The organism is Nocardia sp. CA-151230 (assembly GCF_050942175.1).
Lineage (GTDB): Bacteria > Actinomycetota > Actinomycetes > Mycobacteriales > Mycobacteriaceae > Nocardia.
Genome location: NZ_CP192061.1, coordinates 4,763,399 through 4,777,932, shown reverse-complemented (window position 1 = coordinate 4,777,932; position 14,534 = coordinate 4,763,399). Strand labels below are relative to the sequence as shown.

The 14,534-nt window shown below is 66.9% G+C and carries 18 protein-coding genes; 9 read left to right on the top strand and 9 right to left on the bottom strand.

The window, feature by feature from the left end:
- Window positions 1-394: 394 nt before the first annotated feature.
- From ACQP1O_RS22600 to ACQP1O_RS22570, 7 genes are all read right to left on the bottom strand, one after another.
- Window positions 395-1,054: a cytochrome b/b6 domain-containing protein gene (locus ACQP1O_RS22600; protein ID WP_433560486.1), complete on the bottom strand. Its 660-nt coding sequence runs from the start codon at window positions 1,052-1,054 to the stop codon at window positions 395-397.
- The gene (locus tag ACQP1O_RS22595) at window positions 1,041-1,748 is read right to left on the bottom strand and encodes a molybdopterin-dependent oxidoreductase (RefSeq protein ID WP_433560485.1); all 708 of its coding nucleotides are present in this window, start codon (window positions 1,746-1,748) and stop codon (window positions 1,041-1,043) included. The genes ACQP1O_RS22600 and ACQP1O_RS22595 overlap by 14 nt, the downstream gene beginning before the upstream one ends.
- Before the next feature lie 82 nt (window positions 1,749-1,830).
- Window positions 1,831-3,129: a tannase/feruloyl esterase family alpha/beta hydrolase gene (locus ACQP1O_RS22590; protein WP_433567752.1), complete on the bottom strand. Its 1,299-nt coding sequence runs from the start codon at window positions 3,127-3,129 to the stop codon at window positions 1,831-1,833.
- Window positions 3,130-3,456, bottom strand: coding sequence for a hypothetical protein (locus ACQP1O_RS22585; protein WP_433560484.1), 327 nt, complete (start codon window positions 3,454-3,456; stop codon window positions 3,130-3,132).
- A gap of 91 nt (window positions 3,457-3,547) precedes the next feature.
- Window positions 3,548-4,465, bottom strand: coding sequence for an alpha/beta hydrolase (locus ACQP1O_RS22580; protein WP_433560483.1), 918 nt, complete (start codon window positions 4,463-4,465; stop codon window positions 3,548-3,550).
- A gap of 51 nt (window positions 4,466-4,516) precedes the next feature.
- Window positions 4,517-6,028: a GMC family oxidoreductase gene (locus ACQP1O_RS22575; protein ID WP_433560482.1), complete on the bottom strand. Its 1,512-nt coding sequence runs from the start codon at window positions 6,026-6,028 to the stop codon at window positions 4,517-4,519.
- Window positions 6,029-6,074: 46 nt separating this feature from the next.
- A complete protein-coding gene (locus tag ACQP1O_RS22570) occupies window positions 6,075-6,851 on the bottom strand; it encodes an SDR family NAD(P)-dependent oxidoreductase (protein WP_433560481.1) in 777 nt (258 codons plus the stop codon).
- Between the two features lie 187 nt (window positions 6,852-7,038).
- Here ACQP1O_RS22570 and ACQP1O_RS22565 point away from each other — a divergent pair, with 187 nt between their 5' ends.
- The 6 genes from ACQP1O_RS22565 to ACQP1O_RS22540 all read left to right on the top strand — a co-directional run bounded on the left by ACQP1O_RS22565 (window position 7,039) and on the right by ACQP1O_RS22540 (window position 11,145).
- The gene (locus ACQP1O_RS22565; RefSeq protein ID WP_433560480.1) at window positions 7,039-7,890 is read left to right on the top strand and encodes an alpha/beta fold hydrolase; all 852 of its coding nucleotides are present in this window, start codon (window positions 7,039-7,041) and stop codon (window positions 7,888-7,890) included.
- Window positions 7,891-8,009: 119 nt separating this feature from the next.
- The gene (locus ACQP1O_RS22560; RefSeq protein WP_433560479.1) at window positions 8,010-8,954 is read left to right on the top strand and encodes an alpha/beta fold hydrolase; all 945 of its coding nucleotides are present in this window, start codon (window positions 8,010-8,012) and stop codon (window positions 8,952-8,954) included.
- Window positions 8,951-9,082: a hypothetical protein gene (locus ACQP1O_RS22555; protein WP_433560478.1), complete on the top strand. Its 132-nt coding sequence runs from the start codon at window positions 8,951-8,953 to the stop codon at window positions 9,080-9,082. The genes ACQP1O_RS22560 and ACQP1O_RS22555 overlap by 4 nt, the downstream gene beginning before the upstream one ends.
- Before the next feature lie 58 nt (window positions 9,083-9,140).
- Complete coding sequence (locus ACQP1O_RS22550) at window positions 9,141-9,971, top strand: alpha/beta fold hydrolase (RefSeq protein ID WP_433560477.1); 831 nt, start codon at window positions 9,141-9,143, stop codon at window positions 9,969-9,971.
- Window positions 9,968-10,471, top strand: coding sequence for a cupin domain-containing protein (locus ACQP1O_RS22545; protein WP_433560476.1), 504 nt, complete (start codon window positions 9,968-9,970; stop codon window positions 10,469-10,471). Before ACQP1O_RS22550 ends, ACQP1O_RS22545 begins: the two co-directional genes overlap by 4 nt.
- A gap of 443 nt (window positions 10,472-10,914) precedes the next feature.
- Window positions 10,915-11,145 (top strand): hypothetical protein, encoded by a 231-nt coding sequence (locus tag ACQP1O_RS22540; RefSeq protein ID WP_433560475.1) that lies wholly within the window; start codon window positions 10,915-10,917, stop codon window positions 11,143-11,145.
- A gap of 215 nt (window positions 11,146-11,360) precedes the next feature.
- Here ACQP1O_RS22540 and ACQP1O_RS22535 read toward each other — a convergent pair whose 3' ends face one another.
- Window positions 11,361-11,777, bottom strand: a complete 417-nt coding sequence (locus tag ACQP1O_RS22535; RefSeq protein ID WP_433567751.1) for a hypothetical protein — start codon at window positions 11,775-11,777, stop codon at window positions 11,361-11,363.
- On the opposite strand from ACQP1O_RS22535, the gene ACQP1O_RS22530 reads away from it, so the two are divergent.
- Window positions 11,692-11,949 carry a hypothetical protein gene (locus tag ACQP1O_RS22530; protein WP_433568019.1) on the top strand — a complete coding sequence of 86 codons (258 nt, stop codon included), beginning with the start codon at window positions 11,692-11,694 and terminating at the stop codon, window positions 11,947-11,949. The two genes, ACQP1O_RS22535 and ACQP1O_RS22530, sit on opposite strands and share 86 nt — an antisense overlap.
- Before the next feature lie 205 nt (window positions 11,950-12,154).
- Here ACQP1O_RS22530 and ACQP1O_RS22525 read toward each other — a convergent pair whose 3' ends face one another.
- Window positions 12,155-12,781, bottom strand: coding sequence for a hypothetical protein (locus ACQP1O_RS22525; protein ID WP_433560474.1), 627 nt, complete (start codon window positions 12,779-12,781; stop codon window positions 12,155-12,157).
- Window positions 12,782-12,975: 194 nt separating this feature from the next.
- Between ACQP1O_RS22525 and ACQP1O_RS22520 the strand changes: the two genes are divergently transcribed.
- Window positions 12,976-14,049 carry an amidase family protein gene (locus ACQP1O_RS22520; protein ID WP_433560473.1) on the top strand — a complete coding sequence of 358 codons (1,074 nt, stop codon included), beginning with the start codon at window positions 12,976-12,978 and terminating at the stop codon, window positions 14,047-14,049.
- Complete coding sequence (locus tag ACQP1O_RS22515) at window positions 14,030-14,416, top strand: amidase family protein (RefSeq protein ID WP_433560472.1); 387 nt, start codon at window positions 14,030-14,032, stop codon at window positions 14,414-14,416. Before ACQP1O_RS22520 ends, ACQP1O_RS22515 begins: the two co-directional genes overlap by 20 nt.
- The last annotated feature ends 118 nt before the right edge of the window (window positions 14,417-14,534 follow it).

Genomic DNA, 14,534 nt, shown 5'->3' with positions numbered 1-14,534 from the left:
ATCGTTTTGCCACGCGTGCACACTGCCAGCTACTCCATGAGGGATTCATGAGACCCCCTCATACCGCGTAGCAGAGGCTACTCATGACGGCTGAGGGGCCATGCGACGTTGTCTGGCGCGTGCCCACCGGTTTGATCCAGAGTTTCGGTCCCGCGGTCGTCAGTTGGTTTCGGGACGGTTGGCGTCGGGCCCACGAATCGGCCGAAGTTGGCAACGGATTTGGCAACCGGACACGGTGCAATCCAGCGGGCTGGGTGCTACGACGCGGACAGGACGGACGAACGAAACCTCGCTGACCAGTACAGAACGGATTCCGGCGAACCTAGAGGGACCGTGCGGGACGGGTCCTCGTTGGCTCATAACCCGGAGGTCGCAGGTTCAAATCCTGTCCTCGCTACGAGCGAAATGGTCCGGAACCTTTTGGTTCCGGACCATTGTCGTTTCTGGCCAGCCATCGGGGATGCTGCTGGTCCGCCCAGTCCCGGTCGACGTGGCCGGTCCGCATGCCGCGCCGCGCCTCCGGATCCTGGAACGCCTTTCGAATGTGACCGGCCAGGACTGCCGCGATGGCCCACGCGAGGACGTCGTGCACGAAGATCGCGCTGGTCCGGGAGATGGCAGGAAGCAGATGGATGAACCACATCAGCAGACCCGTAAACATCATCACCAGCACGGCGCCGGCGATCCAGCCCGCGTAGAGCTTCTGCCCGGCGTTGAATTTGCCGGCGGGGCGGTCCGCCGGTGCGGTCAGGCCCCGACGGACCGCGCTCAGCCAGCGACGGTCGTACGGTGCGAAGCGGTTCAGCCTGCGGAGGTCGGCGCGGAAGGCGGGCGAGAACAATCCCAGCAGGACCGGCACGGGCAGTAGGACGCCCGACCACTCGTGGACGGTCGCCACGATGTTTCGTTGACCCACGAGTTGAGCCAGCGGCCCGATGTACAGAAATGCTGCGGTCGTCGTGCACAGCAGTATCAGTGTCGCGGTGGTGCGGTGGACCATTCGCTCGGCTCTCGTGAACCGCCGCACACCGCCGCGCCGTTCAGTGCTTGTCATCGAGCCAGCCGTCCACGTCGTACCCGCGCTCCTCCCAGTAGCCGGGGACGACCCGGCTGGTGACCGATATGCCCGATAGCCATTTGGCGGACTTGTAGAAGTACATCGGTGCCACGTAGAGCCTGACCGGGCCGCCGTGCTCGTGGGTGATCGGCGCGTCCTGCATCTGCAGGGCCACCAGCACGTCGGAGCGCCGGGCCTGCTCGAGCGTGAGGCTCTCGGTGTACGCGCCGTCGAAACAGCCGAAGCTCAGGGCTTCACCGCCTGCGCTGACCCCGGCGTCGTCCAGCAGGTCGGACAGCCTCACACCGTCGAAGGGCACCTTCTCGACGCGCCAGCCGTCGGTGCATTGCACGTCGTGGACGACCCGGGTCTGCGGCAATGCGCGCAGGTCCGCGAGTGTGTAGGTCCGCGGCCGGTCCACCAGGCCGTCGATTTTCAGCTCGTAGTCGGTCTCGCCTTTGCGCGGGACCGAGCGGACGACGCTGTAATAGCGGAACCCGCCCGGGTTCGGGAGCAGGCCGGTGACGCCGGTCGGATCATTCTGGGAAGCCTTGGCCAGCAAGCCTTCCCAGCCGGATTGCAGATACGGCGCCGTGATCAGCCCCGCCGCGCCGAGGCCGAGCATGCCCAGCAGTGTTCTCCGAGCCACGGGTGCGCCGTCCGGCATGTTCTCGGATTCGGTCTCGGGCATCGTTCGGCCCCTTTCTGCGTCGTCTGGACTGTGGGTCCGGGCCCGACCCCCATCGAGAGGGCGGGCCCGGTCCAGGGTCGGGTCAGGGAGTGTGTGCGACGCAGCGGAAGCTGGCCGGGGACGCCGGGTCGCCGTCGCCGTTGTAGTGGGAGACGAACGGGAGACGGCAGATGTCGCGCGAGACCGTCTGGCCGGTGGCGGTGGTCAAGTCGGCCCGCAGGACATCCGGCGCCTGGCCGTGCTCGACCCACGCCGTCAGGGCGGTCAGGTCGTTGCTGCCGGTGAGGGCGCAGTGCGCGACACCCGGGGCCAGGAAGACGCGATAGAAATCGTCGACCTTGGCGGTGCCGCCCAGCTGCGCGTCCACGCGGTTGCGGTAGTCGACGGTGCCGGCGGTGGGGATGAGCTGGTCGGCGTCACCCTGCCAGGTGATGATCTTGCCGCCCGCGTCGCGGAACGCCGACAGGTTCGGGTCGGCGGTGCCGATGACCGAGTCGAACTCGGAGCGGGCCTGCTGGAAGATCTGATCGAACTGCGCGTAGGTGAGGTTCGCGGTGTTGAAGGCGGGCTGCTTCTCCACGAAGTTGGCGACCCACTGGGCGGGGACGGGGAACGGCGCGCCCACGGTGACACCGCCGGGGCCGGTGGTGCTGGCCGTCAGGTTGCTGAAGTCGGCGCCGATCGGCAGGCCGTACCAGAGCCGCTGGCCGTTGCCGTCCCGCGGACCGTCCCAGATTTTGCGGACCACTTCGGCATCGGCCTCGCTGATCGTGTACTCCTTGCCGTCGCACGCGACCTTGGTGCCGATCAGGCTGCGCGGGTCGAAGTTGCAGCGGCTCGGGTCACTGATCAGACCGTCGGCAACGCCGTCCTGTGGGTCGCAGGCCTTGACCGCGGCCTGGTTGAACGCATTGAACTCGCACGTGGTCGGGTAGGTGTGCGCCTCCTTCATCACCACCTGCGGCCAGAGTGTGGCGACCTCGAACTGATTCCAGTTGATGGCCGGGGCGTCGGCGTTGATGCCATTGAAGTCGGTCGGGTACTTCTGGGCCTCCATGTAGCCCTGTCGTCCGCCGGTGGAGCAGCCGTTCCAGTAGGCGTAGGACGCGGCATGCCCGTAGACGTCGTTGACGACCTGCTTGCCGACGACGGCCAGCTCGTGCACCGAGCGGGACGAGAAGTTCTCCAGCAGCGCGGTGTTGATCCGGCCGTTCGAGTTCAGCGCCCAACTGCTGTTCAGGCCACTGATATCCACGCCGGCGTCGGTGGTTGCGACCGCGTAGCCCTGCTTGACGGCCGCGGCCACGCCGCCGATGTTCCCGGCGGCGTAGGCAGCGCCACCGACCGCCTGAAATCGGCCGTTCCAGCCGGACTCCGGCAGTCAAACCTGCACCTTGGCATGGTCATTCGCACCGGGATGGGTCAGGGTGACGGTCACTTCGCAGTGCGCGGGGACATCGGCCACGGGGTATCCGCCCAGCGGCGGGGTCCCGGGGACCTGGAACGTTCCCGCGGGGACGGCGGTCGCGGCCAGGGATTCCACGGTGGCGCCAGCCGGTGCAGGTATCTGAAATGTATTGCAGTTGAACGCATTCGCGTTCGTTGGAGTGGTGGCGGAATCGTCCGATCTGTCCACCAGTGCGTAGATGGCGGCAGCGCCTGCCACCGTGATACCGACGGTTGCGAGTGCGAGTACTCGTCGCTTCAAGATCTCTCCTCAGTTGGAATTGCACCCACTGTGTCCGGCGCGCCACCACCGACGCATCAGTCAGGTGACGCTCGGCCGACGTAATTCGGGTTCAGACGAGGCTTTCGGTGAAGAAGTCGGTGAGCTGCTCCACGGCCGGACCGACGTACTGTTCCTTGTCGTAGAGGTCGACGTGACTCGCGCCCTCGATCCAGTGAATCCTCTTGGGCCCGGCTGCCTTCTGGAAGGCTTCGAGACCCATCCAGGCGGTGATGGCACGGGTGCCCAGGATCATGAGAAGCGGACGCTGCCCGATCAGCGGCACCGCCGCGAAGGCGTCGAACGCCGCGAGCTTGTCGATGCTGGTCCAGTCGAATGCCTTCGCGGCGCGGGGGTGCTGACCGCGCGGGGTGCAGTAGTACTCGAAGCCTTCGGCGCCGTACTCGCCGCCGAGCTCACGGGCCTGCTCGATCGTTTCGGGGAACAGGGGCAGGGTGTGCGGCTTTTCTCCGCGGGCCTCGACCGTGCGGGCGTGTGCCGCCGCGTCGAGCATGCCTTGGAAGACCGCGGGATCCTGTGCGCCGTCGGGACCCAAGCGGAACAGTCGAGCCACATCCACGCCGCTGACGGTCGCGGCCGCTCTCACCCGGTGGTCACTTCCGGTGGCCGAGAGCACATAGCCGCCGGATGCGCAGATACCGAGCGCGCCAATGCGTTCGGCGTCGACCTCGGGTCTGGTGGTCAGATAGGACATCGCGGCCTTGATGTCTTCGACTCGGTGGGTGGGGTCTTCGAGGCCACGGGGCTCGCCGCCGCTCTCGCCCTGGTATGCGGCGTCGAAAGTCAGTGTCACAAAGCCCTTTTCGGCAAGTTTCGACGCGTAGAGCCCGGCGGTCTGCTCCTTCACGCCGCTGGCGGGGTGACCGACGACGATCGCGGGGCGCGGGCCGTCCGCGGACTGTTCAGGGATGTAGAGATGACCGGCGAGCGTGATACCGGCGCTGTCGAGGGTGATGCCGATCCTGGCCATGAGATTCTCCGTTTCACTGTGATTGCACTAGAAGTGATGTGCTCGTCCGAGCTATGACCGCCGCAGCAGATCCGCGGCGCGTTCGGCGATCGCGTAGACCGTCGCGTTGGTGTTGGCCGACGGAATCGCCGGTATGACCGATCCGTCGGCGATCCGCAGGCCCTCCAGCCCGTGCACTCGCAGTTCGGAATTCACGACGGAGGACTCGTCCTCACCCATGGCGCAGGTACCGACCGGGTGGCAGTAGGAGCCGAAATTCCTGCGGGCGTAGTCGCGCAGCACCGCCTCGTCGGTGACGTCGAGTCCGGGCGCGACCTCGGCGACGCCCCATCCGGCCAGTGCCGCCGAACCCGCGATCTCGCGGGCGGCCTCGATACCGGCGACCACTGCCTCGACATCCGCGGCCGCCGTGAAGTATCCGGGGTCGAGCATCGGCGGCGCGGACGGGTCGGCCGAGGTGATGCGCAAGGAGCCCCGGCTTACCGGAAGCATCGGCGAGACGCCGATGGTGAAGCCGTTCGGCACCGCCGCAACGGGATTGGGCAGCGGGATATCGATGAAGATGATCTGCACATCCGGCCCCGCCAGGTCCGGGTTGCTGTGCAGGAGGCCGATGATCTCGCCGTGATTCGCCCGTGGCGTGGGCACCAGGCGGCGGGAACTGTGCACGAGGTTGATCCGGGGATGGTCGTGCAGATTGCGGCCCACCCCCGCCAACGGGTGTACCACCTCCACGTGCGCGTCCCGCAGCACGGACTCCGGTCCGATGCCCGAGCACAGCAGCAGTTGTGCGCTGCCGATAGTTCCGGCCGCCAGCACGACTTCGGAAGAGGCGGTGGCGCGATGGATTTCACCACCCACCCCGTACTCGACCCCGGTGCAGCGCTGACCCTCGAGGAGCAGCCGCGGTGCGAGCGTACCGGTGACGACCCTGAGGTTCGGTCGTCCCAGTGCGGGCGTGAGGTAGGCGTCGGCGGCGCTCTGCCGTTGTCCGGCCACGATATTGAGGTCGACCGGAGCGAAACCGTCCTCGAGTCCGCCGCTGATATCGGTGGCGCGGGGGAATCCGACCTCGATCGCCCCGTCCAGGCAGGCGCGCAGGATCTCATTGGGCGTGGTGGTCGGGCTGACGGTCAGCGGCCCGGCGGTGCCGCGGCCGGGCGCACCGGTCACGGCGGTCTCGCTGCGCTGGAAATAGGGCAGCAGATCGTCGTAGGTCCAGCCCTTGGCGCCGTGGACATTCCAGCCGTCATATGAGGTGTGGTGCCCGCGCGCGAACACCATGGCATTGATGGCCGACGAGCCGCCCAGTCCCTTCCCGCGCGGCAGCGGCACCGGTGTTCGCGAAAACCGCTGTGGCACAGTTCGATCGCCCCATCCGGCCGACGAGTTGGCGAGGGTCGGCCAGGCCGGAGGATGCGCGACCGCGTCCGGCAGCGCCGCGGCGCCGGCCTCCAGCAGCAGCACCCGGAGGTTCTCGTCCTCGGTGAGCCGGGTGGCGAGCACGCAGCCCGCGGTACCGCCGCCGACGATGACGAAGTCGTAGGTATCGGAGGAAGGCATTTCGTTCATCCTTTATGTCGTGCGCGAGGAATTCGGGCGCTGTCGATCAGGCACTTCTGCTGTCGGCGACGACCGCGACACCCGTTCGGCCGCCGTCGACATCGATGACGGTCCCGTGGACAAAGGCGGCGTTGTCGGAGGCGAGGTAGACGGCGGCGGCCGCGATGGCGTCGGGGTGACCGGAGCGCCCGGCGGGGGTGCCGTGCATCAGCGCCTCGCCGGGGTGTTCGACGGCGGGGTCCCAGTCGGGGGTGACGATGACGCCCGGGGAGATGGCATTGACGCGGATGCCGCGGTCGCCGAACTCGGATGCCCATGCGCGCGTGAGGGTTTCCATCGCGCCCTTGGTGGAGGCGTAGAGGGCGCCCACCGGGATGCCGAGGCGCGCGACCCAGGAGCCGAGGTTGATGATCACGCCGCCGCCGGCGTCGAGCATGGCGGGGACGACGGCCTGGGTCAGGAAGAACGGCGCTTTGACATTGACGGCGTAGACGCGGTTGAAGGTCTCGTCGTCGATGGTCAGGGTGGTTCCCGGCGGGTAGATGCCCGCATTGTTGACCAGGATGTCGATGCGTCCGCCCAGCCGCTCGGTCGCCGCGGCGGCAAGTTCCCGGCTGGCGGCCGCGGTGCCGTCGAGATCGGCGTCAAGGTAATCCGCTTCCCCGCCCGCCACGCGGATCTCCTCGACGACCGCCTCGCCGCGTGTCCGGTCGCGCCCGGACACGATGACGTGCGCTCCTTCGGCCGCGAAGGCGAACGCGATGGCGCGGCCGATATTGCTGGTGGAGCCGGTGATCAGGGTCTTCTTGCCATGCAGTCTCATGGACACCACCCTCGCGCCGGGCGATGTACCCCCGCATCCGTCAGGTGACGGTGATCGCGACGTAGCTCATCGGGCCGCGGAACGACGTACGTCGATGCCAGCGTCACCTGACGGATGTGCCGCCCGGGCCCGGCGACGACAGTGGAATCGTACAACCCGCATCCCCCTGCTAGAAGGACGAAATCCCATGGTCGACAACGGAAATGGCCGCAACAAGCGACGCGCTACCCGGGCTGCCGGCGCACTCGTGGCCGGTGTCGCGGGCCTCAGCCTCGCCGTCGCCTGCTCCTCGAACACCGTCACCCACGCCGGTCCCGACGAGGATGCGCCGCGACCGACCATTGTGCTGGAGCACGGCGCGTTCGCCGACGGGTCCAGCTGGAACGATGTGATCGCGAAGCTGAGCAAGGACCGGTATCCCGTGGTGGCGGCGGCCAACCCGCTGCGCGGTCCGGGCAATGACGCCGCCGCGCTGCGCAGCGTGATCAGCCACATCGACGGGCCAGTCATTCTGGTCGGGCATTCCTACGGTGGCTCGGTCATCAGCGCCGCGGCGGCCGGAAACGACAAGGTCAAGGGGCTCGTCTACGTGGCCGCGTTCCTGCCCGCGCCCGGCGAGACCGCGCTCGAACTGACCAACAAGTACCCCGGCTCCACCCTGCCCGGCACCTTGAATCCGGTGCCGTTCACCAATTCCGACGGCAGCGCCGGCACCGATCTCTACATCCGGCAGGACAAGTTCCGCGGCCAGTTCGCGGCCGATGTGCCCGAGGATCGCGCCGCGCTCGCTGCCGCGGCGCAGCGGCCGATCGCCCAGTCCGCGCTCGAGGAGAAGGCCACGGTCGCGGCCTGGAACGAGAAGCCGAGCTGGGACATCGTCACCACCAAGGACCTGAACATCCCGCTCGCGGCGCAGCGCTTCATGGCCGAGCGGGCCCACGCGCAGGTCACCGAGGTCGACGCCTCGCATTCGGTCGCGGTCTCGCATCCGGACGTGGTCGCCAAGGTGATCGAGCAGGCTGCCGCAGCCGCGCACTGACCCGAAACCCCACCACCACAGGAGAACACGATCAAGGGCAAGATCCTGGCGGCGCTGCTGCCCCTGGTCGGGCCGTCCTCGCTGCGCAAATCCTTCGCCGTACCACTGCAGGCCGCGTAATGGCCGCGCGGCAGCAGACCTCCGGCGCGCTCGCGCCCGGCGGGCACGCCTTCGACTCCGACGGCGTCGTCCAGCGGTACCACGTGTACGGCAATGGACCCGTCTGCCCGGCGCATCCGGGCGGACCAGGGAGCCACTGGGAGTACCTGCGCATGACCGAGCTCGAAGAACACCTGACCATGGTGTACGTCGAAGCGCTCGGCACCGGCGAATCCGGCCGGCTGCCGACGCAACCCAACGGCCACACCCGCGAGCGCTACAGCATTGCACTGCAACGGATCATCGACCATCTCGGCGTGCCGAAGGTGCGTCTGCTCGGTCACCCGCACGGGGCCTTCGTCGCCGCCTACCATGCGATCCACCGCCCTGCCGGGCTCGCGGGGATCATCCACTACGAGGGCGCTCCGGCGACCGGATCCGAGCACGGCGCGGAGGCCGGGCGGCGGCTGCAGGAGTTCGCCGCCGCGCACGCCGACCGGCCCGGATCGAAGGACGTGCTCGCGGCATTCAGTGGAATGCAAGACATTTCGAGCGATGAGCAGACCGTTGCCGTCGCCCGCGGTGTCCTGCCCTCGTACATCGCCGACTACTGGGGTAACGAACAGCGTTGGGCTCCGGTCCGAGATGCGCTGCGCGCCGGCTACATCTCCGGACTGGACGCGTTCGGTTCCCCCGCCCTCATCGATGACCGCGCCGACCTGCCGAAAGTGACTGTCCCGGCGCTGGCCATCGTGGGTGTCTTCGACGTCGTCTGCGGACCGCGCTGGGCGCAGGAACTGCACGACCTGATCCCCGGTTCGTGGCTGGTGGTCCTCGAAAACAGTGGCCATCTGGGGCATCTGGAAGAACCCGAGCGGTTCACCGACGCCGTCCAGAACCTCGTCCTCTCGACTCAATCTCTGCCATCGCCGAGCGATAGCAGTCCCGAAAGGCTCATGAGATGAACCGGCAATATCCCGAACGGCCTTTGATCGCAGAGCTTTTCGTCTGCGGACCGATCGCGATGCTGATCTGGTCGGAGACCGCCGTGCTGCACGGTCGTGGACCGTCCGTACGGGAGCTCATGGGCTAGCGCCCGCAGCACACCACCACTGATCCACCCGCTATTTCATCACCGAACAGGAACCACCATGGCCAAGCTGACCGTGGGTCGCGAGAACAGCGATACCATCGACATCTACTACGAAGACCACGGCAGTGGCCGACCGGTCGTGCTCATTCACGGATACCCGCTCAACGGCGCTTCATGGGAGAAGCAGCAGCGCGTCCTGCTCGACGCCGGTTACCGCGTGATCACCTACGACCGCCGCGGTTTCGGCAACTCCAGCCGCCCGACCGTCGGCTACGACTACGACATCTTCACCGCAGATCTGCACGCCCTCATCGAGCATCTCGACCTGACCGATGCCGTCCTGGTCGGCTTCTCCATGGGAACCGGCAAAGTCACCCGGTACTTCAGCCGGTACGGCTCGAAGCGCATCACGAAAGCCGTTCTGATGGGCGCGATTCCACCGTATCTACGCAAGGCCGAGGACAACCCCGAGGGCGTGGACGAGGCGGTCTTCGACGGCATCAAGGCCGCCATCCTCGCCGACCGCCCCGCCTACTTCAAGGACTTCCTCGACACCTTTTACAACGTCGACGTGCTCGGCGGCACCCGCATCAGCGAACAGGCCTGGCAGAACAGCTTCAACGTCGCGGTGACCGCCTCGACCCACGCCGCCTACGCCTGCGTCGACACCTGGCTGACCGACTTCCGCGACGATCTGCCCGCGATCGACGTACCCGTCCTGCTGATCCACGGCGACGCCGACCGCATCCTGCCCTACTCCGCGACCGCGGCCCGCCTGCCCGGCCTGATCAAGGACCTGACCGTGGTCACCGTCGAAGGCGGCCCGCACAACATCGCCTGGACCCACCCCGAAATCGTCAACCCCTCACTTCTGGAGTTCCTCTCGTGACCGCATTCCCGCCTCCGCCCGCCGTCGCACAGGACCGTCGCTTCGTCCTGGGCAACCATCTGCGGATGACCATCCTCACCACCCCGGAGGAGACCGACGGCCGCCACGACCTCGCCGATGTCACCCTGCCCCCGGGTTCGGATACCCCGTTGCACAAGCACACTCGCTACGAGGAGCGGCTCTGGGTGGTCGAGGGCACGGTCTCCGTGTGGGCCGGCCAGGACGCCTACACCTTGGGACCCGGCGACTTCTACACGATCACCATGAATACCCCGCACATGCTCGAGGCCGGTCCCGAAGGAGTCCGGGTGCTCACCATGAGTTCCCCAGCGCATTTCGTCGACCTCATCCGTCGCGCGGGCACACCCGAAGCCGAAGCGACGCCCGACACCGAATGGGATCTGGACCTGTTCAACACGATCACCACCGAACTCGGAGACGTCATCCTGGGCCCACCCGGAATGCGGCCCGCCGACCTGCCGGACGACAACCCGGCATAGGCCGAGTGGCCCGGAACCATCAGTGACCCACCAATCGCCCCGAACCGCATAGCACCAGCCCAGAAGCAGGGCGCCGAAACTCACCGCTCGAGATAGTTGTTGCACCGCAGGGCAGTACCACCACACATGCAACAACTATCTCGAGCATCACGACACGCCACTCGACCAGACCGACAAAAAGTCCCCACGCCAAGCGCCAGCAACAACCCACCCGCACGAACCCGATCACCCGTGATATCACCTGCTGCATGTTCGTCGCTGTACGTTCGCATTGATTACCCTCACCCTCGCTGACCTGCTGCGCAGCGATGTGCGCCGCCGCGGTTGACTAGTCGGCCAATCTGCTCGGCGCACGAGGGGATCCGAACTGCCTCGGCTGACGTCTGAGGGCACCCGCAGTTCTTGCTACGATTCCTGTTATGAAGGCTAATACCTCGGTGAGTTTGGACGACGCGGTGCTCGAACAGTCCAAGGAGGCTGCCGAGGCCCTCGGTACCACTTTCTCGGCATTCACCGAGGCTGCGCTGCGCGATCGGGTACTGATGACTTCCTCGCGGATCGCTGCCGACTACGAGCGTGCTCAAGGCCGCGACACTGCCGAGTATTTCGCGGAGGTCGAGGCCGAACGCGCGGCGATGGCCGAAGCGATCCGCGCCGACAGCGCCGCCTGGTGACCGGCGCCGTCCCCGCGCACGGTGAGGTCTGGCACTATCTGCCGACCATCGCCGGCCGAGAGAAGCCGTCGTCGCTCGGTAGCGACCGGGTGGTGATCCTTTCCCGTACCGCCGCGAACACTATTCTGCCCACCGTGCTGGCTGTGCCCGTCGAGCTTGCCCCGAAGATGCCGGGTCTGGCTGTTCCGTTCTCCGATGCAGACCCGCTTCCGGGCCTATCCGCGGTCGTGTACCGGATTACGCCCCTGTACCGGCCGTGGTTGCACGACCGCATTGGCGTCGTCAGCGAGTCCACGCTGCGCCAAGTTGTGGGTGCGCTCGTCGGCCTCGTCACCCCTGACGCTGTGATCGGTCCCGGCCGGTAGAACGCCGAGCGGGGAAGCGGCACCGCGATGACCCCGGGCGTGTATGGGCCCGCGCACGATGGCCTCCTGGACGAAGAACATGCCCGTCCGACCGCTCAGGTCCTCGGGAATCAGGTCGGCCTGACCTGGTTCCTTGTCGTTCCGTAGTCCAGTCCAGCTCGGATGCCGCAGGCTGCCGCCGGTGAACTCCCTGAAACGCACGGTGCCGACTAGGTGCGGCGAAACCCAATTCGCCACTGCGGCAACCGAACTCGGAACTGGACTGATGACCGGGGCATCTGTTCGCGCCAGCTCGTCGAGCCGTAGCCGCAGCGAACGCCGCGCGGCCAGGATCATTCGTGAGCAGAAGCGGAAGATCGCCGAGTTGGAGCAGATGATCGAAATCCTTTCTGCGGCAACGTCTTTTTTCGCGCGGGACAATCACCCGCGACACCATTAGTGTGTGAGTTCATCGCCACCTCGATCACCAGACCCACGGCGAATAGCTCGTCCATCACTCGGTTCGGAGGTATCGGTAGTACAGCGTGCGCTCGCCGGCGGCACCCAACTGCGCCCGCGCCGCGCCAGCCGACGCCGGAGGCCAATCCGGTTCCGGCCCGGTAGACCCGCCGAGACCGAGTGCCGCCTATCGGATGAGCGGGCCTTCAGGAGAATTGAGATCGGGCTCTGGGACGGAGCTCGTTCAGCAGCCCACGCTGGATTTCGAGGGCCTGCTCAGTCTGACCGATCTCAACCTCCAAGCGGGCACGCTGGTGCTCATCGCGCTCGCTGATCAGCTCGATCCGAAGCGCCGCTAGGGACATGTTCATCTCGCTGATCGCCGCGTCCAGGGCACGACGGATGGCGGGCACACGCGCAAGCATTTCAGCCTCAGCGGCTTCGACCTCGCGAGCAAGGCTGCCCTTTCTCTCGGCCCGCTCCTTGCGCAACCATCCTCGGGCCGCATCGAGCTTCCGCCAGCCGTCGACGAATCCCGTTACGACAGAAGGCAAGTAAGCACCAAGCTTCTCAGGATTCTTAGCCAATCCCCGCACGGCCACGCTGAGCATCGGGAGCGAGGCGAGTTCCATGATCAAGGGGACGTGGCCGGCGCGGGAGCGGACGTCGACGTCATCGATGACGCTGGGGCTTGGGCTGAGGGGGACGTTGACGTCATCGATGACGAGATTCTCTTCCGGCGAGGCCGTCAGCTCTGCGTACTTCGGCTGCATCGGATGCCCGGAGGCACCCTCTTGATTGGAGTCATCAGTTTGAGCTGATTCAGCTGTCACTACATGAGTTTCGCGGGTTGGAACCATACAGGCAACCAGCGACGGACCAGTGCGGCGACTGACGCTGACGAAAACTACACGGAGGCAACAGCAAAAGGCCACGATCTGACAGGTTCACTGCACTCGTTCGGTCGTCCGCCGGCGGGGTCTGGGTGCTGGTGTTCGGGTGGTAGGCCGAGTCGTAGAATCCGTTCGTGGGGTGGAGCTTTCAGTCGGCCGAAGAACTCGCGGTGGCGTTGCGGGCCGGTCAGGTGACCTCGATGGAACTGACAGACGACGCGATCGCCCGCATCGAGCGCTACGACCCGGCGATCAATTCCATCTGTGTACCGGACTTCGACCAGGCCCGGGCTGCCGATCGGGCCCGCGCAGGCGGCGAAGATCGCCCGCTGCTCGGCATTCCGGTCACGGTGAAGGAGTCTTTCGACGTCGCTGGGCTGCCCACCACCTGGGGTATGCCGGCGTATGCGAATCATCTGCCCGACGAGGACGCCGTGCAGGTGTCGCGACTGAAGAACGCGGGCGCCGTGGTACTCGGAAAGGACCAATGTGCCTGTCATGCTGGGAGATTGGCAGAGTTTCAACGAGCTCTACGGCACCACCAGCAATCCGTGGGACCACAGCCGGACGCCGGGCGGATCCTCCGGCGGATCGGCTGCCGCCCTGGCAGCCGGATTCGGCGCGCTGTCATCGGTTCCGATCGCAACGGTTCGCTGCGCTCTCCGGCCCACTGCTGCGGTATCTACGCGCACAAGCCGACACCCGGGCTGGCGGCCGTGCGCGGCATGGCTCCGCCGCCCGCGCCGGCGCTGCCGGTCGACTCGGACCGCGCCGTCGTCGGCCCGATGGCCCGCACTGCCCGCGACCTGTCGCTGCTGTTCGATGTGATGGCCGGGCCAGATCCGCTGACCCTCGGTATGGCATACCAGCTCACGCTGCCGCCCGCGCGCCACGAGCGGCTCGGCGACTTCCGGGTCCTGGTCCTCGACGAACACCCGCTCATTCCGGTCGGGTCCGCTGAGCGCGCGGGGGTGAACCGGGTAGCCGACGCACTTGTCTGCGCCGGCGCGCGCGTCCAGCAGCACAGTCGGCTCCTGCCCGACCTGACCGATGCCGCGACGCTCTTCGCGCAGTTGCTGGGCGCCGATATCGGTGCCCAGACCGGCCGAAGTGTACGAGCAGTTGCAGACACTCGCCGCCGGACTGACCGCCGCCGACCATGGTCTCGAGGCGGCCCGGTTACGGGCGATGGTGTACAGCCACCGTGAGTGGACCGAAGCGGTCGAGCGCCGCGAACTGCAACGCCACCAGTGGCGGGAGTTCTTCGCCGAGTTCGACGCCGTCGTCTGCCCGGTCATGCCGACCCCGGCATTCCCGCACGACCACAACCCGCGCCGCGAACAGCGCCACATCGACATCGACGGCATCGCCTACCCCTATAGCGACCAGTTCGTGTGGACAGCGCTGGCGATCCTGCCCGGCCTGCCCGCCACCGTCATCCCCGCGGGCCGCTCTCCCGAGGGCCTGCCGGTCGGGGTGCAACTGATCGGACCGATGTTCGAGGACCGGACAGTGCTGCGGTTGGCCGAACTGCTGGAGCAGGTGATCGGGGGATTCGAGCCGCCCCGAGGATAGGCCGCCACCCGACCACCGCAACAGTCCAAACCTGTTACCGCAGCTCAGACACTCCCTCCGAAGGAACTACTCTCGACGACGATGACCTGGGCGGCATGCTTACGTTCCGGTCTCGAAA

What these genes read in the sequence shown, in the direction of transcription:
- ACQP1O_RS22600 (WP_433560486.1), bottom strand. Translation starts at nt 1,054, where the DNA reads ATGACAAGCACTGAACGGCGCGGCGGTGTGCGGCGGTTCACGAGAGCC.
- ACQP1O_RS22595 (WP_433560485.1), bottom strand. Translation starts at nt 1,748, where the DNA reads ATGCCCGAGACCGAATCCGAGAACATGCCGGACGGCGCACCCGTGGCT.
- ACQP1O_RS22580 (WP_433560483.1), bottom strand. Translation starts at nt 4,465, where the DNA reads ATGGCCAGGATCGGCATCACCCTCGACAGCGCCGGTATCACGCTCGCC.
- ACQP1O_RS22575 (WP_433560482.1), bottom strand. Translation starts at nt 6,028, where the DNA reads ATGCCTTCCTCCGATACCTACGACTTCGTCATCGTCGGCGGCGGTACC.
- ACQP1O_RS22570 (WP_433560481.1), bottom strand. Translation starts at nt 6,851, where the DNA reads ATGAGACTGCATGGCAAGAAGACCCTGATCACCGGCTCCACCAGCAAT.
- ACQP1O_RS22565 (WP_433560480.1), top strand. Translation starts at nt 7,039, where the DNA reads ATGGTCGACAACGGAAATGGCCGCAACAAGCGACGCGCTACCCGGGCT.
- ACQP1O_RS22560 (WP_433560479.1), top strand. Translation starts at nt 8,010, where the DNA reads ATGGCCGCGCGGCAGCAGACCTCCGGCGCGCTCGCGCCCGGCGGGCAC.
- ACQP1O_RS22555 (WP_433560478.1), top strand. Translation starts at nt 8,951, where the DNA reads ATGAACCGGCAATATCCCGAACGGCCTTTGATCGCAGAGCTTTTCGTC.
- ACQP1O_RS22550 (WP_433560477.1), top strand. Translation starts at nt 9,141, where the DNA reads ATGGCCAAGCTGACCGTGGGTCGCGAGAACAGCGATACCATCGACATC.
- ACQP1O_RS22515 (WP_433560472.1), top strand. Translation starts at nt 14,030, where the DNA reads ATGGTGTACAGCCACCGTGAGTGGACCGAAGCGGTCGAGCGCCGCGAA.